The following is a 21,723-nucleotide window of genomic DNA, read 5'->3' on the forward strand; positions in this document are numbered from 1 at the left end:
TGTCCGCGTTCATGAAAGCAGAGTTCTCCGATGCACCAGCGCCTTTGCGCCCTTGCGATTGCCGTTGTTTTTGCCGCCGTGCCGGCGGGCTGTGCGTCGCAGCAGGCTGTGACGGCCCTGCCTGCCGTTGGCGAGCCCGATGGCCAGATATTCGCCGCGCTTGATATCGGTCTGCGCGCGGAAGCGGCCGATGACGGCGCAGCATTGCTGGCGGCGGCCAGCCTTCTGGAGGCCAGCGGCGCACGTCCGGGTGATGGGGAAACCGATCTTGCCGCGCGCTGGTATGACAGGGCGGCCGAGCTTGGCGAAAGCGTACCGCCCTCGCGTGGACGCATTGCCGGCCCGGCTTACCGCAACGGCGTTGTCGGGGCCGGGGAGACGGCCCTGTTGCGCGACAGCTTCCATTCCGGCCGTGCGGCGCGCGTGTCGCTGCAGGCCCGCGGCGCAGGCACTTTGCGCCTCGCGATCCGGCGCAATGACGGCGAGCCTGTGTGCGAGGCGGTGGTCAGCACGGCACCGGTCAGCTGCCAGTGGGTTCCTGTCTGGTCGGAACCTTTCACGATTGAGGTCGTCAACCTCACGGGCGCCCAAATCCCCTATTATCTGATCACCAACTGACATTGGCGGCTACCGGCCAATGAGGGCAAATGGCCCCCATACGCCCGGATGCGCGCTCCCGGGTATCGCCTCATCCCGCATGAGTTCCAGCACGGCGCTGCGGAAAGCCTGCGCGCGGCTATCGCCCGACAGACTGCGCCCGGCGGTTCTTGCGGTGAGGTAGGCGGCCGCATCATCGCGCACGGTCCAGTGGGAGACCAGAAGACTGCGCGCACCGGCATAGAGGAAGGCCTGTGCCAGGCGGTCGGGCGCGGTTGCCATGCCACCGGCGGCGAATGTGTTGCACGCCGAGAGCACCACCCAGTCCGCATCAAGCCGCAGCCCGGCAATTTCCGAGGCGGTCAGCAGGCCGTCATCCTGCGCGCCGGGCTCTGCGGGCGGGGTGAAGGCGAGCGCGGGTTCAAGGACGGTCTCCAGCTCGCCGGGCAACAGGCCGTGCGTGGCAAATACAAGAACGCTGGCGCGGAGAAGGTCGGCTGATTTCACGGCCGCTTCGGTGGCCCATAGTCCAAGGCGTATGTCAGAACGGTTTTCGCCAAAAAGCCGGGCCAGTTCCTCCAGCTCGGCGCGCGCGCCGGGCAGGGGAGGCAGTGAGGACAGGGCCTGCACGCCATCGGTGCTGCGCATCAGAGCGGCCAGTGTGACAGGCTCTGAAGGGGCCTCGCCGGAAAACACCGGTGCCCCGAAACCGATGAGATAGGGCTCGACACTGTCCGGCCTGGCTTGCCGGTCTCTCAGCGCTGCAAGGGATGCAAGTGCTGTTACCGCATGGCGCGTGATCAGCCAGGGCGCATTGCGATGGGCGGCCTCGCCGTCCATCGGCGCGTCAGGCAGCGCCGTCAGCAGGACCGGGAAGGGAATCGAGCGGTAAGGCCCATCGGCCAGGATGGAAAGCTGTGTGTCCGGCTCCAGCCCGCTGGTCAGGCGGGGCGTGAAAACGCCCGCGTAAAGCTGATGGGCTTCAGCCGCCGGAAAGGAGCGTGTCAGGCCCGCTGCGGCGCCTGTCTGGAGTGCCGGGCGCAGGACCGTCAGGGCCGATTGCGCGTCCTCGCGGCTTATCGCCAACCTGTCCATCACGATGCCGGCGCGTGTGATACGCAGGCTGACCCCGCCGCCGGGTGTGAAAGCAAAGGCGATGATATTCTCATCCGCCTCCAGCGCTTGCTGCACGTCTTCCAGCGACAGCGTTTCCAGTGCGGCAGCGCCATGGCTGGTGCTCGAAAGCCCGTCAAGATCGGCCCGGGCCCTCTCGTAGGCGTTGCTTGCGGCCGAGAGAGCGTGCGGATCGGGTGAACCACTGGCCGAGCGGATGCGGACATAGTTTTCTTCCGCCAGGCGCAATGCGCGCCAGCCATCCTGCCGGGCGCGGACAAGCTCTGCGGCTGCGCCGGCGCCGCTGCGCGTCCTCACGGCCGTTGCCTCGGCAGCGAGCGCCAGGCCGGTGGCGTGGACCAGCTGCATGTAACGCAAGGCCGCCCGCTGGTCGCTGGCGGCAAAGGCGATGTCCAGGGCGCGGCGAAAGGCGCGCTGGCGGGTGCGGGCCATGTCGCGCGCGCTATCGACATCGGCCAGATCAAGATCGGCGGCAAGGGCGGAAACGGCTGTATCGACCTCCTCGGGAACATGGCGCATCGCATCGCCGGCCATAGCCGAAATCCAAGCCTCGTCTATCGCCAGCTCATGGCGGCGTTCATGGCCTTCGGGCAGGTAGCTGGCCGCAAGCACCCGTGCATCAGCCAGATAGCGGTAACCCTCTGACGGGTTGCCGTCCATCGCCTCCAGCGCAGCCAGTTCGGCCAGAACCCTGATCCTGTCGGCGCCCGTTGTTCCGGCTGCGTCGAACACGTCCAGCACATTGAGCCATTCGGTGCGGGCATCGCCGTACAGGCCGAGCGCAAACGCCGTGTCGGCTGCGTTCATCTGCATGCGCGCGGCCTCGACAGACTCGGCACCTGCGGCATTGCGGTAGATGTCCCGTGCGGCGAGGAAAAGCGGTCTTGCCTCGGCGGACCGGCCCTGCCCGAACAGTGAAACCCCGAGATTGTTCAGCGTATCGGCGACTTGCGGGTGCGCGTCGCCAAGGCTGGCACGCCGGTCTTCCAGAATACGCCGCAACAGGGGTTCAGCGGCTTCATAACGGCCCCAGGCATTGAGCGCGCCAGCATAGCTGGACCGGGCAAAGCCGATAAAGGGGTGACCGGGCGGCAGGCCGGCCTCAAGCTGCTCGGCAGCCTCGCGCGACAGCTCGGCGGCTTCGGCAAAGCGATAGGCCCGGATAAGGATTGCAGCCAGGCTCACCTGGGTCATCGGGATATGCGGATGACCGGCTTCCAGAACCGTTTCGCGGATGCGCAGCGACCGCTCGACCAGGGCAACGGCATCGTTCAGCTCCCCGCGCGCATTCAGTATGGCGCCGAGTTCAAAATAGGACCGCGCGATCTGGACATGGTTTTCCGGATAGAGCCGCTGGCGGATAGCCAGCACGTCGCGGGCCGCCGCTTCTGCTTCATCCAGCCGGCCCAGCGTGGCAAGGATCGAGGCCACATTGCCGAGCGCCTGTTCCAGCGGCTCAAGATGGTCCGGGCCCGCTGTCTCGAAGACGCTGGCGGCCTCCTGGAAAAGCTGGAGCGCTTCCTCGCGCCCTCCTGCGTAAAAGATAGCTGATCCAAGCTGGTTGAGGATGGCGGCGCGGTCAGTTGCGGCAACGCCATCAAGCGTCAGGACGGTATCGTAGGCGCTCTGCCAGGCAGCGCGGGCACCGGCCGGATCCTCTTCCATGTCGATCGCTTCGGCGGTTTCGATCAGGGCGCGCGCCTCCGGTTCGGTGACCGATGGCGCGAGCGCCGGGGCCGTTTCCTGCGCCAGCGCGCAAGGTGCAGCCAGCAGGGACAGGACAAGTGCCCACGTCCTCAGATGATTGCGTGCCATTAGTTAGCACCTCCCCTTGCTCGCCCGCAGAGTGCCCATGATTGCGTGGCGCGCGCCTGCTGGCAAACACTTGCGGGAGGGCGGGTCTGACAAAGGCGGACAGGCTTGGCGCCAGCCGCTCGACAGCCCGTGTTTCCTGCCACAAAGTTCGGGCGGATCAGGGGTCGCTGTGACAAGGGGGACCAGCGCAGATGAAGATGTTTGCGGGAGTGTGTGCCTCGCTGGCTGTGCTGGCGTTTCAGGGCACCGCGATGGGACAGGGCTGTGAGCTTGAGCCGGAGCGCGTCGAGGCGCTCGACCTGTCGGAGCTGGAGCTGGATGTCTCCGAGCAGGTGGCACTCTATTTCGACCTTGGCGGCTGGCGCAGCGATTGCGGCGATACGGAGGGTGCCCGCGCCGCCTATGCGCAGGCGCGCACCCTTATTGCCATGGCTGATAGCGTGGAGGGCGCGTGGGCGCACGGACTTGTCAATGAGGCCCGGCTGGAAACCTCGCAGGGCCGGTTCGACCGGGCGCGCGAAATCCTCGACGAGGCCTATGCGGTTCTGGAGGAAGCAGGCGCAGTGCGCGCGCGTGATTTCCTCTATCTGATGGAAACCGCGCTTGCCGTCGAGGCTGCGGCCTCCGGGGCGAGCGAGGCACACAGTCTTGAAGGCGCGCAGGCGGAGCTGGCTGTCCTGCGGGCCCGCATTGCGCGCGAGGATGAGGAGGCGTTGACGCGCGATCCTGAGGCGGGAGCCGATGCTGATCATGTGATAGTGCCGGTTTTCTATGGGACGAACCGCGTGCGCACCGGCTCTGAAGATCCCAACGCCTATTACGGCGTAACCGCAGCGCCGCTCGACCTGGGCGTGGTTACCGTCTCGGTGCCGCGCAATCGTGAGGCGGGTTCGATTCCGCGCCGGCGCGATTATCCCGGCGATCTTGACCAGTACCGGGCGGACTATTTCATCCTTGAACGCGTCGAGCCGTTCGCGGACGACTATGCCTTTACCAGCGCGCTGGGCGAAGCGATGGACGCGTCAGAGCGCCGCGAGCTCCTGGTCTTCATCCACGGCTTCAACTCTGATTTCCGCGGTGCGGCGGAGCGTGCGGCCCAGCTGGCGGTGGATCTGGAAATCGACGGTGTGCCAGCGCTCTACTCCTGGCCATCGCGCGCTTCATTGCTGGGATATTTCGCCGACGGGCGCGAGGTGAACGACGCCAATATCCGCGATCTTGTGGATTATCTCTATCTTCTGATGAACGGGGCGAATGCGGACCGCATCCACCTGGTTGCCCATTCGATGGGCAATCGCTTTCTGGCCCGCGCGCTTGAACAGCTGGGCGAAAGCTATCCAAATCCGCCCGAACCGCTCTTCGATCAGGTCGTATGGGCTTCGCCGGACGTGGATGCCCGGGAATTCATGCATCTGTTGCCGCGCATTGATCATCTGGCCAGCGGCATGACGCTCTACGCCTCCAGCCGGGACCGCGCCCTGCTGCTGTCGCGAAGGATCAATGGCGGCAATCCGCGCGCGGGCGATTCCAGTCCGCCTTACCCGGTTGTGGTTGCAGGGCTCAGCACAGTCGATACGACAGCGGCGGGCGGGCGCGGCCTTGGGCATTCGGATTATGCCGGGCCGGCCATGGATGATTTCCGGGCCCTGATCTGGCTTTCGCTAAGCCCGGACGAGCGCTGCATCCTGCATACCAATACCGGCGAGATGGGGCAGTTCTACGCCGTGGACCCGGAAACCGGCGGCAATTGCGAACCGGACGTGTTCAAATACTCGATCACAGCGCTGCGCCGCAGCGGTGAGGATGGCGAACCGATGGAAATCCTGCAGAGTGCCGCTGCACTGCCCGGAACGGCGATTGCCGGCCGGCTGGAGGATGTGCGTCAGCTGATCACCCGGCTGATGGCAGAGGGGCGTTAGCGCTACTCTGCGGGCCGGTTCTGCCCGACCAGCACGAAGGGTGCCCACATGGCCGGGTGGGCAAACTGGGGGTCATCCATCATCGACATCATGGACTGGCGCAGCGCCTCGGCGCGCCCGGCCGACGGGTTCGCGTTCATGGCAGACAGCGTGCCGGTGGTAATGCGCCGCGCGGCGGCGTCGTCGACAACCCAGTGCGAGACCAGAAGAGCGCGCGCGCCTGCGTAGAAGAAGGCGCTGGCGAGCCCTGAGAGGCTTTCTGCGCCTGCGCCGCCGGGCGCTGCCGTGTTGCAGGCTGACAGGATCACCCAGTCGGCATCCAGTGTGAGATCGCGCGCAATTTCAGAGGCTGTCAGCAGGCCGTCATCGCCTTCACGGGCTTCTGCTGGCGGGGTGAGGACCAGAGCCGGCTCGGTCAGGCCCGGCAGCTCGTCGGCGATCAGGCCGTGCGTGGCAAAGGCGATCACCTGACGGTCTGAGAGGCCCGCTGCACTGCGCAGATTGGCTTCTGTCGCGCCATCCCCCACCAGCAGGTCACGGCCGGTATGTGCGCCGAAGGCCTCTGCCAGCGCAATCAGTTCGGGGCGCGTATTGGGCAGGGCGCTGAGGGCGCGTACCGCTTCGACATCGGCCATAAACACACCGTCAGACGATGCACTGGCGTTGAAGACGCCGCGCGTGCTGCCGCCGCCACGCTGCGGGCGGTCCCCTGAGCTGGAGGGCGCACGCTCGCAGCCGGCACCGGCGCGCGCGCCAATGCAGGGGTCGCCTACACCCAGGAAGGGGGCTGATGCGCGGCTTGCGCCGAAGCGTGTCAGTGACCGCAGCGAGGCAGGCGAAGGCAGGACTGTCATCGCATAGCGGCGTCCGAGCCAGGCGGTCTGGCGCAGCGCATCGACCTCGTTGTCTGCTCCGGATGGCGGTTCGGTAACCAGCAGCGCCAGCGGCAGGCTGGAAAGTGCGCCGGAGGGGACCGCGTAGACATGGGCCTTGCCCTCTAGGCGTGCCTCGACCGGCGCAAGAAGCTGCTGGTAGAGGCGGAAGGCCGCCTGCCGGTCAAAGACGGGCAGGCCTGACGCCGCGCTGCTGGCCTGCACGGCGACCGCATTCCACGGACCGCGCCCGTGATTGAGATCGACGCCCTGGCGTAACAGGTCGACCGCCTCGCCGAGCTCGGCTGCCGTTATCTCCACGCGGGCCCAGTCAATCCCCTCCTGGTCGATGGCAAAGACGAAGGTGGATCGGTCCCCTGCGAGGATCAGTATCAGCGCCTCATCGCCGCGCAGCAGGGCCTGTGTCGCCTCGACCGACAGGGGCTGGGGGCTAGTCAGCTGGGTGTATTCGGGGAAGTCGCGCGACAAGATGGTGTCGATTTCCGCGAGGCGCCCTGATACTGCCTCAAGCGTGCTGCGCGCTGCCGTGCCGGCCTCTTCACGCGCCGAAGCATCTGTGATGGCGAGCGCCTCGTATAGACGGCTCTCGGCGGCACTGCGCTGATCGGCCAAGCGGCGGCGCTCGGCGACCAGAAGGCCCAGCGCGTCGTCACTGGAAGCAAAGCGGGCCCCGACCTGTGACAGGGCGCGGGCCGCGGAGGTCTGGATCGCCCACTGGGCCGCCCAATACCCTTCCGCGCGCAGGCAGTGATACTCCATCGAGCCTTCGGTACAGGCGTCAGAGCCTTGTGCGATGGCCGCGCCGGACATTGCAGACACGGACAGGGCGGTTGAAGCGAGCAGGGTGCGGACAAGGCGGGCCGTTGTCAGATACGGCAACTTCAAGGCATGCATGGCATTACTCCCCGGCGCCCGGCGGTATCAGCCGCCACTGGAACATGATGGTGCCCGCGCGTGCATCCAGCGCCGGGCGTGCGCGCGCGCTGCGCGTCGCAGATCCGCCAAAGGCGGCCATGCTCATAAGCTCGCCGAGCGGCGAGTGCTGCGCATCGTTCACCGCGCCATCGGCGGACCGGGTCAGGCTGGCCTGGGTCAGGAAGCTGAAATCCATCGGGATGGCTGCGTCCGGCTCGCGCTCCACTGCCAGCAAGACGAGGCGTTCCAGCCCGGCGCTCGCCGGATAGCCGCTGGTCCAGTCGAACGTGCGAAGCCCGGCCCAGACGATACGTGGCTGCTCACCCGGTTCGATGCGCGTGGAGGCGCTGGAGCCGAGGAAGGGCAGGCGGTGGATACCGGCCTGACTGTCGATATAGAGCGGGGTGACATCAATCGGCCGGTCGCCGGTATTGGTCAGGCGGACATAGACGATATCGCAATGGCTCAGTTCGAGAGCGTTGAGATCGCTTGTTCCCAGCTCATCGAAGGAAACGGCGTCGGCCGGAATGGCGGACGGATCGGGCAGGGCGCAGGCCCAGTCATCGGCTGCGCGGGCATTGGCCGTCAGACGCGGCGGCGTGGCGCGCCAGACAAAGGCCTCATAAGCGAGGTTTTCCAGACCGCTGGCGCCTTGCAGCGCGCTGGCGGCATTGAGGACGTTGCGCACCCGCGCGAGCTTTTGCAGCTCGCCTTCTATCTGACTCATCAGCGCGTCACTGCTGGCGGCATCATCAATCACGATGCGCGCGGAGCGGTCACGGCCGGTAGCAATTATGTCCGGTTCGCCACGCAGCAGCCAGATCGCGTCATCCTGCACGCGGATACGGATATCGGCCGGCTCGCCCGGCTCGCGGAAATCAATCGGTGCGATCAGTGTTTCCGGGTTGGCTGCTGCCAGCCGGCCGAGCGCATCCAGTGCCAGCTGCTCGCGCGCATTCATCTGGCCGCCCGTCTCCTCGAGGGTGACCGAAAGCCACAGGCGCACACCGGGGTCGGCAAGACGGGCGGTCATGTAGGCGGTGCGGCCGGGCAGGGAGCGGGCGGCCTCATTGTTTTCAAAAGCGGTCAGCACGGCGCGGGTTGCGGTCTGGCCGATCTCGGCCGCCTCCACATAATAAGGGCCGGGGAAGGCGGGGTGCGGGCCTTGTGTATCGGGGTCGCGCACGATGATCTCGAACACGGCGCCCTCGCCTATGCCTTCGAGGAAGCCCGCCTCGATTTCAGCCGTGTCGCGGGCCACAAAGCGGGCATGCCATTGCGGAGAGCGCACTGTGCCGCCCTGGCCGAGAAGCGCCCTGTCCAGATCCCCTTCGAAGAGGGGGGCCGGCGCCCGGCTGCCCCAGTCATTATAGCCGGAGAGCACCCGGTAGGCGAGATCGCGATAGCTTGCCACGCCGCCAGCCAGAAGCCCGTTGGCGATGTGAAAGGTCATCACGCCGAAATTGTCACGCGCCTCGGCAGCGCCCACTTTCGGCATCAGGCCCTCAAGGGCCAGCTGGCCGGAATGGGCCGCATAAAAGGCTACAAAGCCGCCTTCACCCAGCGTGACCGGGGCATCGGGGCGCGGCGAACCTGCTCCCGAGCGTGTGGCCTGCGCGCGCTGTTCAGCGGCGGTGCGCGCCTCGAGGGGAATGCCCAGCAAGTCCTCGGTAACGGCACGGGTGCGGAACTCGCCGCCAGGGCCGGCCCCGCGATTGGCGCCGCCCGAATGGCAGGTGTCGACGACCAGCCAGACAAAAATGTTGCGCTCTCTCAAGGCATCGAGAAATTCGCCGATCTCGTCATCGAGCAGCGCGTTGTGCACGCCGGCCTGACGGTCGCCGTGCGCGCCTTCCCAGTGACCGATATCCAGCGGCAGGAAAATCTCGTCAAACCCGTTGGCCTCGGGCTCGGGCGCGCCCTCCGGCTGGGGCTGGCGCGATCCATGGCCGGAAAAATAGACCAGCACTTCGTCGCCTGGCTGGACGCGCGTCAGCATCCCGGCAAAGGCAGCGAGGATCTCATCACGGTTGGGATCGCCGTGGGCGGCAAAGTCGATACCTGTCTGGTCCAGCCCGTCGGCGAGCACCAGCATGTTGGTATCGGGGACATTATAGGCCCGGAGCGCGCGGATCATAAGCGCCACATCATTGCGCGGCCCCAGCAGTTCCACACCCGGTCCGATGCGGCTCTCGTCATAGCCGGACGCACCGATCAGGAGGGCATGGCGGCGGGGCGTATCGGCTAGCCCCGGCGCTCCGCACGCCAGCAGAGTTGTCAGAACCGCGATGAACCTGATTGTGATGCGCAGCATAAGCTGTATTCCCCGTCCCGAACCTTGCCGGCCAGACTAGCGCGAGGCGTGCCGGGGCTGCGAGCATGTGTTTTCTGACAAAGGCCGACAGCCATTGGCGTGAACGGGAGAGAAAAACGGCACGGACGGCGAATGGCTGGCAGGCCATTCGCCGTCCGCCTGTCCGGTTTCCGGCGGGAGCGTCCGGAAAGCCGGGCCGGTCCCGTCAGGCCAGGGGCCTAGTTGGTGACCATGTTGTAGCTGACGCCTACGCCGCCCAGATTGCGGATCTGGACCGTGAACGTGCCAGTCCAGCGCGGGGTCCAGAAGCAGGACATCCGGTCGGAATAGTCGATATGGCGGCAGATCAGATTGCCGTTCTGGTCATAGACATACATGTCCAGATCGGTGCGGCCGGGGCCGCTGGCCCAGATCGCAGCGCGCTCGCCGCCGCGGAAGGTGATATTGTAGCTGGTCGTGCCGCGTGCGCCGACCCAGCCCGAGGCGCGGCCCGGTCCACCGACCCGGCCACGGCTTGCATCGGCTTCGACTTCCGCGATCAGGCCGGCAAGGGTCTCGTCGCCGCGAGCCAGGACGCGCGCTTCATCCAGCATGTCGGCAGCAGATGCGAATTCGATCTCGGCTTCTTCCGGCTCGCCATCCTGTTCGGCGATCTCGTACTCGCGTTCCTCGACCTCCACGCCCTGACGGATACGCGCGGCAACGACCAGCGCCAGCGGATCACGGGCATCGACGCCATAGGCGTAAAGTTCCTGCGACAGGGCAAGCTGTTCGACGCCGGTGGTTTCCTCGCTGCGCTGGTCCTCGGCGAAGTTGGTGCCGGTCTCGTCAGCATCCTGGGCGATAACAGACCCCGTCAGGGCGATGGCTGCTGTTGCAGCAAGCAAAGACGACATTTTCATTTCATTTACTCCTGTAAAGACAATTACCCGCATTTGCCAACAGGCTTCAGTATTTAATGTGCCCGTTTCGGGAGCACTTTCTCCTGCTGTCTTATCCAGCCCTAACTCAACGGGTGATGCCGGAAAAGCCGGAAAAAAAGACTGTCCGTTATTGTCAGAAAGCCCGGCCTGCCTGTGTCTTTGCTTTCCTGACAGGCCTTGTCAGTAGCTGTGGCTTTGCCACCGCGCCTAGATTTGTCCCGAGACATGCGGGAGCCCTGTTCATGTACGATTCCGGCCGGCGCGCCCTGATTGCGGCAGCAGCTATCACCGCCCTGCTGGCAGGTGCCCAGCTCTTGCCGGTCCGCCCGGTAGCCGCAATGCCGGCGCCCGAGCGCGCCCCTATGCCTGTTGCGCAGGCCGAAACCGCTATCCGCTCTGTTGTCACCGTGTATGCCGAACGGGCGGTCAGTCAGCCGGTAATGGTCCTGAACGAGGGCGGGGGCGAAGGAGCACGCAATAGCAGCGAGGATCAGACGGGCTGGTCCTGGCGCTCCGGCTCCGGGTTCGCGGTGGCCGAGGGTGGCTATGTGCTGACCAATTTCCATGTCATTTCGGGTGCACGCCGGATCGAGGCCCGCCTGGCCAATGGCAGACGGGTGGCAGCAGAACTGATCGGCACCGATCCGCTGACCGATCTGGCCCTGTTGCGCGTGCGGGCGGAGCTGCCGGTGCTGGAATGGGGTGATGACGCGGCGCTGCGCCTCGGTGCGCCGGTTCTGGCGGTCGGCTCGCCTCTGGACTTTCACCTCTCGGTCAGTTCGGGCGTCATTGGCGGGTTTGCCCGGGCGTATGACGGTGCTGATCCGGTTGGCTATATCCAGCATGACGCGGCGTTGAACCCCGGCAATTCCGGAGGGCCACTGATCGATGGCCAGGGGCGGGTAGTGGGCGTCAACACAGCGATACCGCAGGAGGCATTCTTCAATGTCGGCATTTCACTGGCCATCCCGGCCGATATCGCGAGGCAGGTTGCCGCAACACTGTTGGCGCGCGGACAGGTGGAGCGGGGCTATCTGGGATTGACGGTGCGCACCCTGCACGGCCCGCTGGCGAGCGCGATGGGGCGCCAGAGCGGGGAGGGTGTGCTGATCGAGGCGGTCGATCCGGACTCGCCTGCTGCCGATGCCGGTATCCGGGCCGGCCAGACCCTGCTGGCGGTCAACGGGATAGAGCTATCTACACCGCGCGACCTGGCGCGCGTACTCCTGCTGGCCCGTCCCGGTGAGTCAGCAGGGCTGAGCCTGCATGACGGACAGGCGCGATACCGCGTCGAAGCCCTGCTGGACCGCCGCCCGGAAGGTGACGTACTGGCAACCGGCCGCGATCTGGGATTTGAGCCTGCCAGCAGGCGTGGCTACGGCATCAGTTTTGCTGCCAGCGACACGTCCGGGGTGCAGGTGGCCTCGGTCGTGCCCGGCAGTCCGGCCGCGCAGGCCGGCCTGCGCGAGGGCGATACGGTTCTGGCTATCGGGGCGACTGACATGACAGACCCTGACGAGGCGCAGGTGCGCCTGATGCTGGCCCGGCGGCAGGTAGCGTTGCGGGTATTGCGTGGCGGCGACACGGCCCCCCGCTATATTGCACTGGCGCTGGATGAGGGCACGGCGGCACATGCGCCCGATCATGCGGCGTTCGCCGATGCCTCCGGCGGCCCGTTCTGACAGATTGCCTGCACGCGCGGCGCATTCGGGGAGACGTGAAAATGCAGATACTTATGGTCGAGGACGAGGATGTGTGGGCTGACAAGGCCACTGAAGCCGTCACGGCCGAACCCGGCTGGACGCTTGAACGGGTGGCAACAGGCAGGGATGCGCTGGCGCGCGCCGCATCCAGCGCCGTTGACGTGCTGGTCATTGACCGGGTGATCGAGACCGACGGCACGGACGGGCTCGACCTTCTGACGCGGCTGCGGGACATGGGTGTCGTCGCGCCGGCACTGATCCTGTCCAGCCTTGGCCAGACCCATCAGCGCGTTGAAGGGCTGGAGGCCGGCGCAGACGATTATCTTGCCAAGCCGTTTGAGGCGATCGAGCTGCGCGCCCGGCTGAAGGCGCTGGCCCGGCGGGCCGGCTTTGCCGCGAACCCGGAAGTCATCGTGCTGGGCGGGCTGGAGGTGCGCGTCAAGGCACGCACCGCCCACTGGCACGGCGCCCACATCCCGCTCTCGCCCCAGGAATTCAACATATTGAAGCTGCTGGCCGAGAATGCCGGCCAGCCCGTCAGCCGCGACACGCTATGGGCGCAGGTGTGGACCGATTTTCCCAACCTGCCGCCGCAGATCAATGTGATCGATGTGGCGGTTGCGCGCCTGCGCCGTTCGGTCCGTGCTGTGGTCGGTGACGACCTCATCGAGACACAGAGGCTCAAGGGCTATGTGCTGCCTCTCCAGGCAGAAAGCGCGCCCGCCTGACCATCAGGGCAGTGTCCCTGACGGCACCCGGAAATTTTGCATGAAGGGGTGAACTTGCGCCGTCATCATGCAAAGGTGTGGCGGCCTTTTCTGGGGCAGGCAGGGAGGACAGGTCATGGGGATTTCCAACAAAGCGCTTTTCCACGCAGGTGCAGCGTCCTTGCGGCGCCTGGCCGCTCTGGCAGGACTTGCCGGTGCGCTGGTGCTGGCCGGGTGCGGCGATGATCCTGCCTCAACCTCGCGCGAGCACGGCGTGGCCCTGCAATCGCGCTCCGCGGAAGCACCGCGCGCCACACCGGAAGTCTCTGACCGTTTTGAGTATCTGCGCTATGCGGCCGACATTGATGGCGATGCGCCGCGCCTGTGCCTGACATTCTCCGGCCCGCTCGATCCCGATACCGATTACAGCGCCTATGTGGAGGTGGATGAGCCGGTCGCCCTCAGCGTGGACGGGCAACGCCTGTGCATTGGGGGCCTCAGCTTTGGCCAGACGCGCACGCTTATCCTGCGCGAAGGCCTGCCCTCGGCCGATGGCCGCCGTCTGGAAACAGAGGAAACCGATACACTGAGCTTCGCCTCGCGTCCGGCCTTTGTCGGCTTTGCCGGTACGGGCGTGATCCTGCCGCGTGTGGACGCGGATGGTGTGGCCATCGAGACTGTCAATGTCGACGCGGTGCGCGTGACCGTGACACGCGTGACGGACCGGGCACTTGCCTTCCGGCAGATCGTGTCCGGCTTCAATGCATCGTCTGGGGACTGGTACTGGCTGGACTCCGAAGAGCAGCCCGGTGATGCCGGCTCGCCTGTCTGGCAGGGCGAGATGGACACGCCCGGTCAGGCCAATGCAATGACAACCACGGTCTTTCCGCTGGCCGAGACCATCGGCAGCCTGCGTCCGGGTGCCTATTTCCTGCGCGCGGAAAACCTCGCCGAGATCGATACCGACCGCTATGGCGAATATGCCCGCGCGGCGCGCTGGCTGATCGTCACGGATCTGGCCTTCACCGCCTATCGCGGTCGCGACGGGATCGATGCGATTGTGCGTTCCTTGCAAACCGCCCGGCCCCAGGCCGGTGTCGAGGTGCAGCTGATCGCGCGCTCCAACGAGGTGCTGGCGACCGCGCACAGTGATGAGCGCGGGCGGGTGCGCTTTGGCGAGGCACTTGTGTCGGGCCGGGAAGGCGACGCGCCGCGCCTGTTGCTGGCCTATGGCCCGGATGGTGATTTTGCGGTGCTGGACCTGTCCCGCGCGCCGGTGGACCTCTCCGCCCAGCCGGTTGACGGGCGTGACCGCGCAGAAGGTGCGGACGGTTTCATCTGGCTGGACCGCGGCATTTACCGGCCCGGAGAGACCATTCATGCCTCGGCGATGATCCGCGATAGCGAGGGCCGTGCGCTGACGGACCGGCCGGGCACCATCGCGCTTTATGCGCCCAATGGCCTCGCCCATGAGGAGGTGCGTTTTGAGCGCGCCGCGCAGGCCGGTGCCGTGTTCCATGATTTTGAGCTGCCGCGCGAAGCGGCCCGTGGCCGCTGGCGGCTGGCTGTTAGCGTGGACGGCGTTGGCGAGGTGGCGAGCCAGAGCCTGTCGGTGGAAGACTTCGTGCCGCAACGCGTCGCGCTGACGCTGACCGCCGACACAGATACGCCGATCCGTGCCGGTCAGACGCGCATGGTGGAAAGCTTCACGCGCTTCCTCTATGGCGCGCCGGGGGCTGGCTTGCAGCTTCGCGGCACGGCCCGCATCCAGCCTGATCCCAACCCCTTCCCGGAGTTTTCCGGCTTCCGCTTTGGCAAGCATGATGAGCGCTTTGCCGAGGAAGTGATCGATCTGCCCGATACCCTGACGGACGGGCAGGGCAATGCGGCCATGCCGGTCGCGCCGGGGCGGGCGGGCCGCGATTCCTCGCTGCCCTTGCGGGCTCGCGCCGTGATCACGGTGGAGGAGCCCGGCGGGCGTGCCGTCAGTGATGATGTGCGCATCCCCTACCGGCCGCGCGACCGCTATGTCGGCATCCGGATGGCCGGTGATGATGATACTGTGCGGCGCGGCGAGGCAACGCGCCTCTCCGTCATCGGTGTCGGCGCGGACGGCGAGGCGCTGGCCATGGAGGCCGGCTGGCGCCTGATCCGCACAGACTGGCAGTATGACTGGTACCGCACTGATAATGGCGAGTGGCGCTGGCGGCGTTCGCGCCGGGTCGTGCCGATCGAGTCCGGTGTTGTCCGGCTTGATGGCGAGACCCCGGCCATTGTGGAGACGCCTTCGCTTGATTGGGGCGATTACACCCTCATCGTCTCGGCTGAGGGCGAAGATCTGGCGAGCTTCGGCTTCTGGTCGGGATATGGAGGACGGCCCGAAGATGGCGAGGCGGCCCCTGACCGGGTGCGCCTGTCCGGTCCGGCAGAGGCGCCTGAAAGCGGCGAGACGGCACGCGTGTCGATCTTTGCGCCGTATGCAGGCCAGGCAGAGCTGGTGGTGGCAACCGACCGGGTGATCCTGTCACGCACGCTCGAAGTGGGTGAAGGCGCCACGGAGGTGGAGCTGCCCGTGACTGCCGACTGGGGCGCCGGCGCCTATGTGATGGTATCGGTCTTCACCCCGCGTGATGCCGTGACACGTCCGACGCCGCGCCGCGCCGTGGGCGTGCTGCATGTGCCGGTCAATGTGGACGACCGGACATTCGAGCTGACACTGGATGCGCCCGAACGGATCAATCCGCGCGAGCGTTTCGAGTTTACCGTGACAGCGAGTGACGGCCCCGCCCGCGAACAGGCTTATGTGACGGTGGCCGCCGTCGATGAGGGCATATTGCTGCTGACCGGCTTTGCCTCACCGGACCCGGAAAGCTGGTTCTTCGGCAAGGCGCGCCTGGGCGTGGATCTGCTGGATGATTATGGCCGCCTGCTCGATCCCAACCAGGGACCGGCAGCGCCCGTACGCTCTGGCGGCGACGAGATTGGCGCAGCGGGTCTTTCCGTCGTGCCGACCCGTACTGTCGCCCTGTTCTCCGGCCCGGTGCGTTTTGACGGGCAGGGCCGCGCGCAGGTCAGCTTCGACATCCCGGACTTCAACGGTGAGCTGCGCCTGATGGCGGTGGCGTGGTCGGATCGCGGGGTCGGCTCTGCGAGCCAGCCGCTCACCGTGCGCGATGATGTGCCGTCAGAGCTGATCCTGCCGCGCTTCCTCGCACCAGGCGATACGGCGTCGGCCACGCTGACCATGGACAATGTGGACGGTGCTCCGGGCGATTATGCCGTGGCTCTGGACGCAGACGGTCCTGTCAGCTTTGCGGACACTGCCTTCACCCAGAGCCTGCCTGCCGGGCAGCGTACGGACCGCGCTGTCGCGCTTTCCGCCGCGTCTTCGCCGGGAGTGGCAGAGCTCTCCCTGTCGGTGACCGGACCGGACGGCGAGGCCGTGGTGCATGAATACCCGATAGAGGTGCGATCGGCCTTCCTGCCGATGACCTCCATCACGCGGCGCACCTTGCGGCCGGGCGAAAGCTGGCAGCCGCCCGCAGACGCGCTCAGCGCTTTTGCGCCGGGGGCGAGCCTGCGCCTGTCGGTTGCGGCAACCCCGATTGATGTTGCGGCCATCTACGAGGCGCTGTCGGCCTATCCCTATGGCTGCACCGAACAGATGGTCAGCCGGGCCCTGCCCTTGCTTTATGCCGGGCAGATGGCCGGGCTGTCGGGCGCGGACGCGCCTGCTGACGCGGACAATATCGTGCGCCGTGCGGTGGAGTCGGTGCTGGCCCGCCAGAGCGAGGACGGCGCTATCGGCCTTTGGCGCATCGGCGACGGCCAGGCATCGCCCTGGCTGGGGGCCTATGCCACCGACTTCCTGATGCGGGCATCGGAGGCCGGTTACAGCGTGCCGCGCGCGGCGCTGACCCGCGCGCTCGATGCGCTGGTGCCAGTGGCGCGCGGTGATCTGTGGCAGGCCTATGGCTATGACACGAGCGCGCCTGATCCGCGCTGGAGCCGCGATACGGCCGACCGCATCAATCACCGCAGCACGGCCTATGCCTCCTACCTTCTGGCCCGCGCGGGCCGGGCCGACCGGGCGCGTCTGCGTTATCTGCACGATGAAATGCTGGGCCGGATCGAAAGCCCGCTGGCGCGCGCCCAGATCGGGGCCGGGCTGGCATCCATAGGCGATCGGGCAAGGGCTGTCAGCGCGTTCGACAGCGCCACCTCCGTGCTCGGCTATAACAATGCCGGCGACTGGTATCAGACGCCCGTGCGTGATCTCGCCGGCGTTACCGCTCTGGTGGCCGAGGCTGGCGTCGAGGATCGCGTAGAGGGTCTGCTGGCCCGCCTGTCGCGTGATCTGCCTGAAGCCTCGCGCATGACCACGCAGGAACAGGCCCATGTCCTGATGGCAGCGCGGGCTTTTGCCGGGGATGCTGAAGGCTTGTCGGTTGAATGGGGCGGCGCAGCGCTGGAGGGTCAGTCTGTCACGCTCGACGCCGATGGTCTGGCTGAGGTGCGCGAGCTGACCAATCGCGGGCAGCAGCCGGTCTGGGTCACCGCCTTTGCGCGCGGTGTGCCGCTGGAAGCGCCCGATGCGGCGTCTGAAGGCGTGAGCGTGGCGCGGGCGATGACGGACCGGCGTGGCAATTCGGTCGACACCGGTGCGATCCGGCGGGGCGACCAGATCATTGTCAGCCTGACCATCACGCCGGAGCAGACCCGCGCCATGCCGCTGATCGTGGCGGATCTCCTGCCTGCAGGCTTCGAGATCGAAGGCATTCTGCGCCAGAGCGATGCCGGCGAGACCGGGCCTTATGCCTTCCTCGGTGACCTTGCGTCCACGCAAGTGGCTGAAAGCCGCGATGACCGCTTCATCGCGGCCATCAATACGAGCGGGCGCGATCCGGTGCGGGTGGCCTATATGGTCCGCGCCGTCACGCCGGGCGAGTTTGTGCAGCCCGGCACGGTGGTGGAAGACATGTACCGGCCGGACGTGTTTGCGCGCTCTGAAGCCGGCCAGGTCACCATCCGCCCGTAATGGCAGGCGGGCCGGCATTATGGGCAAGGCGGGCGAGCGTGCCGCTCGCCTCGCTCATCGCTGCCGGTGTGCTGCTGGCAGGGCTGGACCGGACCCTGCCGCCTCCCCCCATGCCGGAGGTCTCCGCGCTGGTGACAGACCGGGAAGGGCGGGCCTTGCGTGCCTTCCCGGTGGAGGATGGGCGCTGGCGTCTGCCGGTTGATCCTGAAGCCGTTGACCCGGCGTTTCGCGCCGCCCTGATCGAGATCGAGGACCAGCGTTTTTACAGCCATCACGGTGTTGATCCGCTGGCGATGGCGCGGGCGGTGGGGTCTCTCGTCAGCACGGGCCGGATTGTCTCTGGCGGCTCGACCATCACCATGCAGACGGCCCGCCTGCTGGAGCCGCGCCCGCGCCGCACCATTGGTGCCAAGCTTATCGAGATGGTGCGCGCCATCCAGCTGGAGTGGCGCTATTCCAAGGCTGAAATCCTGCAAGCGTATCTGACGCTCGCGCCCTATGGCGGCAATCTTGAGGGCGTGCGCGCGGCAAGCTGGGCCTGGTTCGGGCATGAGCCGGACGTGCTGACGCCTGACGAGATTGCGCTTCTGATAGCCCTACCGCAAGCGCCAGAAGCGCGCCGTCCCGATCTGCGCCCGGACGCGGCCATTGCCTCGCGTGCGCGGCTGCTCGCCCGCATGGAGCGCGCAGGCCTTATCAGTGCAGACCGTGCCGCCGACGCTGCAGAAGAGCCCGCACCGATGCGCCGCGCCTTTCCGGCGCTTGCCTGGCACGCGGCGGAGCATCTTGCCCGCCCGGGCGGTGAGGTGCGTTCTACGCTCGATATCCGGCTTCAGACTGCGCTGGAGAGTCGTCTTGCCGAGCTGGCCGCGAATGCCGGGCCGGATGTGCAGGCTTCCGCCCTGGTCGTCTCGCTGGACGGGCGGGAAGTGCGGGCAGCCGTGGGATCTGCCGGGCGTGACCGTGCGGGCGGCTGGATTGATCTGACCCGGCGGGCCCGCTCGCCGGGTTCGGTCTTGAAGCCCTTCATCTATGGTCTTGCCTTCGAGGACGGGCTGGCAGGCCCCGGCACGCGGATTGCCGATCTCCCGCGCCGGTTTGCCGACTATAATCCGGAGAATTTCGACCGTACGTTCAGGGGCGATGTCACGATTGCCGAGGCGCTGCAGCACTCGCTCAACGTGCCGGCCGTGCAGGTGCTGGATGCCGTGGGTGCCAACCGCTTCCTCGCCGCGATGAGCTTTGCAGGCGGGCGTGCCATCGTGCCGCGTTCGAACGAGGGCGATGCGGGCCTTGCCATTGCGCTGGGCGGGCTTGGCATCACGGCGGAGGAAATCGCGGTCATGTTCGCGGCGCTCGGCGCGGGCGGTGAGGCCTTGCCGCTGGCCTGGACGGAAGGGGAGGCCGCAGCCAACCGCTCCGGGACAGGCTACCGCCTGCTGGGAGCGCGCGCCGCTGCAACGCTGGTGGAGGTGCTGCAGCGCTCACCCGCCCCGCCCGGGCGCATGCCGGCCCGTCTGACCAGCGGCGCGCCTGCCATCGCGTACAAGACCGGGACGTCCTATGGTTTTCGCGATGCCTGGGCGGCGGGTGTGTCGGGCAATTATGCCGTGGTGGTCTGGGTGGGCCGGGCCGACGGGGCGCCGCGTCCCGGAGAGACCGGCCGGCAGGCGGCCTTGCCTGCCCTGTTTGATATTTTCGATGTCATCGCGCGGCGTGATCCGTCCGGTATCTCCGCCCTGCCTGAAGGGCCTGCTGTCCGCCGCGCCAGCGGTCCGCTGGCGCGCTTTGAACGCGGCGTCTCCGGGCCCGATATTGTATTCCCGCCGGACGGATCGGATGTCTGGGCGGATGGCCCGGGCCGCGCGTTCGCGCTTTCGGCCCGGGGCAGCGCACCCTTGCGCTGGTATGAGCGCGGCACCCCGCTGGAAATCGATGCGGCCGGGCAGTCCGTGTGGCAGCCGCGCGGGCCGGGCTTTTACGAGCTGACGGTCGTTGATGCGAACGGGCGCAGCGCCCGCACCCGTGTCAGGGTGCGGATGCCCGGCCCCTCTTGAATGCGTAGTCTAGTCACCGCCATACCAGTAGAGGCTCATATTGCGGACGCGGTCTCCGCCCACCTCCATGCCGCCGGTGAAGGCAGGCTCTCCGGTGTCCTGCGCACGCACCACATCACCATGCAGCGTGCCGTCAATGATTACGGTGCCGAGCTCCGGATCGGCGCCTTCGAAGGTGAATGCCCCGTCCTCAATCCGGTAATAATCGGCCCGGACGCGCGTCGAGACCTCGTAATACTCCTGTCCTAGTTCATTGGTGCCCATCGGGCTGCTGACATCTTCAAAGACGGCAAAGACCGGACCGAAGGGCATGGCGTCGCGGCGGCCACCGGCTTCCCATGCCTCGAATTCAAAGCCCGGAGCAATGTGAATGTGGTGAAGGCGCCAGTTGCCGAACTGCAAGCTGCCTTGCGGCATGTAATAACCATAGGCGTCGAAATGCTGTTCACGTGTCGAGACGCGTTCCTGTGCGGCGTGATCCGGTTCGGCTGCCGGCGTCGTGGCGGCTTCCTCGACATCGACCCAGCCGGCGGTTCCGGCATTATCCTCGCATGCTGCCACACCGTTGAGCGCCAGCGCCCCGGCGCCCGCCGTCAGCAGTCTTGAAATTGCCGTCATCAGCCTTTTCCTCTCATCGCTGTCGTTTTCGAGTGTCCCCGCGCCGGGCCAGAAGGTTAACGGCCAGATGCGCCATCTGGAAGTGTGTACTGGCCAGAAATCCGTGATGGGCTAAAACATTTCGCCATGAGCGCGCCCGCCAATCTTGAAACGCCCTATGAGGGCCCCCGGCTGTGGCTTGTGGGCACGCCTATCGGCAATCTGGAAGATCTGACGCCCCGCGCGGCGCGGACCCTGTCGGAGGTGAGCGTGATTGCGTGCGAGGATACCCGCACCACGCGCCGGCTTCTTGATCTGGCCGGTATCACCCCGCCGCGCCTCATTGCCTGTCATGACCATAACGAGCAGAGCAGTGCGGCCGGGATTGTGAAACTGCTGCAACAGGGCGAGAGCGTGGCGCTGGTGAGCGATGCGGGCATGCCCGCCATCTCCGATCCCGGCTACCGCGTGGTGCGCGCGGTGATCGAGGCAGGCTTCGAGGTCAGTGCGGTGCCAGGGCCTTCGTCCGTGCTGACGGCGCTTGCCGTATCAGGCCTGCCGACCGACCGTTTCACCTTTCTTGGCTTTGCGCCGCGAAAAAGCGGCAAGCGCCAGCGCTGGCTGGAGCCGTTCAAGGCTGATCCTGCGACGTTGATCATCATGGAAAGCGCGCAGCGCCTGTCAGAGACGCTGGCCGATGCCGCCGCCGTGCTGGGCGAGCGGCAGGGCGCGGTGGCGTTCGAGCTGACCAAGGCGTTTGAACGCGTGCATCGCGGCACGCTGTCTGAACTGGCCGCACGTTATACAGACCCACCGCTGGGCGAAGCGGTGATCGTCATCGCCGGGGCGGTGGTGGTGCGCGAGAAGGTCAATAAATACACGCCCGATGGGGGCAAGAAGAAGTAGCCAGAGTTGTCATGGCCCGGCTTGTCCGCGCCACCCATGCCTGAGAGTTGGGGGCTAGGGGGGCAGGCCGCGAAGCGGCCTGAAAAGCGCGACTGCGCGCCCGCGACTTTTCGCGGAATATCGCAACGCGGATGCGTTGCGGAACTAAAGAGGCATGGGTCCCCCGCATAAAGCGGGGGATGACAAGCCGGACGAGGGCTTCACC

At 66.6% G+C, this 21,723-nt stretch carries 12 protein-coding genes; 7 read left to right on the forward strand and 5 right to left on the reverse strand.

Translation table 11 applies throughout. The features are described 5' to 3' along the window. Positions 1–30: 30 nt before the first annotated feature. Positions 31–618: a hypothetical protein gene (locus IEV75_RS01710; RefSeq protein ID WP_188450811.1), complete on the forward strand. Its 588-nt coding sequence runs from the start codon at positions 31–33 to the stop codon at positions 616–618. 9 nt (positions 619–627) lie between these two features. Here the strand turns inward: IEV75_RS01710 and IEV75_RS01715 are convergent, their stop codons facing one another. Next, positions 628–3,546, reverse strand: a complete 2,919-nt coding sequence (locus tag IEV75_RS01715; RefSeq protein WP_188450812.1) for a CHAT domain-containing tetratricopeptide repeat protein — start codon at positions 3,544–3,546, stop codon at positions 628–630. 191 nt (positions 3,547–3,737) lie between these two features. On the opposite strand from IEV75_RS01715, the gene IEV75_RS01720 reads away from it, so the two are divergent. Beyond that, a complete protein-coding gene (locus IEV75_RS01720) occupies positions 3,738–5,465 on the forward strand; it encodes an alpha/beta hydrolase (RefSeq protein ID WP_188450813.1) in 1,728 nt (575 codons plus the stop codon). 2 nt (positions 5,466–5,467) lie between these two features. On the opposite strand, the gene IEV75_RS01725 is transcribed toward IEV75_RS01720, so the two are convergent. The 3 genes from IEV75_RS01725 to IEV75_RS01735 all read right to left on the reverse strand — a co-directional run bounded on the left by IEV75_RS01725 (position 5,468) and on the right by IEV75_RS01735 (position 10,489). After that, the gene (locus IEV75_RS01725; RefSeq protein WP_188450814.1) at positions 5,468–7,252 is read right to left on the reverse strand and encodes a CHAT domain-containing protein; all 1,785 of its coding nucleotides are present in this window, start codon (positions 7,250–7,252) and stop codon (positions 5,468–5,470) included. Positions 7,253–7,256: 4 nt separating this feature from the next. Beyond that, positions 7,257–9,587: a caspase family protein gene (locus IEV75_RS01730; RefSeq protein ID WP_188450815.1), complete on the reverse strand. Its 2,331-nt coding sequence runs from the start codon at positions 9,585–9,587 to the stop codon at positions 7,257–7,259. Positions 9,588–9,805: 218 nt separating this feature from the next. Next, positions 9,806–10,489, reverse strand: a complete 684-nt coding sequence (locus tag IEV75_RS01735; RefSeq protein WP_188450816.1) for a hypothetical protein — start codon at positions 10,487–10,489, stop codon at positions 9,806–9,808. A 263-nt stretch (positions 10,490–10,752) separates the two neighbouring features. Here IEV75_RS01735 and IEV75_RS01740 point away from each other — a divergent pair, with 263 nt between their 5' ends. The 4 genes from IEV75_RS01740 (at position 10,753) to pbpC (ending at position 20,015) form a co-directional block, all read left to right on the forward strand. Then, positions 10,753–12,192 carry a trypsin-like peptidase domain-containing protein gene (locus IEV75_RS01740; protein ID WP_188450817.1) on the forward strand — a complete coding sequence of 480 codons (1,440 nt, stop codon included), beginning with the start codon at positions 10,753–10,755 and terminating at the stop codon, positions 12,190–12,192. 41 nt (positions 12,193–12,233) lie between these two features. Continuing rightward, positions 12,234–12,941, forward strand: coding sequence for a response regulator transcription factor (locus IEV75_RS01745; protein ID WP_188450818.1), 708 nt, complete (start codon positions 12,234–12,236; stop codon positions 12,939–12,941). A 115-nt stretch (positions 12,942–13,056) separates the two neighbouring features. Further along, positions 13,057–17,958, forward strand: a complete 4,902-nt coding sequence (locus IEV75_RS01750) for an alpha-2-macroglobulin family protein (RefSeq protein ID WP_188450819.1) — start codon at positions 13,057–13,059, stop codon at positions 17,956–17,958. After that, positions 17,958–20,015 (forward strand): penicillin-binding protein 1C, encoded by a 2,058-nt coding sequence (pbpC, locus tag IEV75_RS01755; RefSeq protein ID WP_188450820.1) that lies wholly within the window; start codon positions 17,958–17,960, stop codon positions 20,013–20,015. The genes IEV75_RS01750 and pbpC overlap by 1 nt, the downstream gene beginning before the upstream one ends. 9 nt (positions 20,016–20,024) lie before the next feature. On the opposite strand, the gene IEV75_RS01760 is transcribed toward pbpC, so the two are convergent. After that, a complete protein-coding gene (locus IEV75_RS01760; protein ID WP_188450821.1) occupies positions 20,025–20,633 on the reverse strand; it encodes a hypothetical protein in 609 nt (202 codons plus the stop codon). Between the two features lie 126 nt (positions 20,634–20,759). On the opposite strand from IEV75_RS01760, the gene rsmI reads away from it, so the two are divergent. Then, positions 20,760–21,518 (forward strand): 16S rRNA (cytidine(1402)-2'-O)-methyltransferase, encoded by a 759-nt coding sequence (rsmI, locus tag IEV75_RS01765; RefSeq protein ID WP_188450822.1) that lies wholly within the window; start codon positions 20,760–20,762, stop codon positions 21,516–21,518. The last annotated feature ends 205 nt before the right edge of the window (positions 21,519–21,723 follow it).

It is taken from the genome of Glycocaulis albus, from assembly GCF_014639075.1.
In the GTDB taxonomy this organism is placed as follows: Bacteria; Pseudomonadota; Alphaproteobacteria; order Caulobacterales; family Maricaulaceae; genus Glycocaulis; species Glycocaulis albus.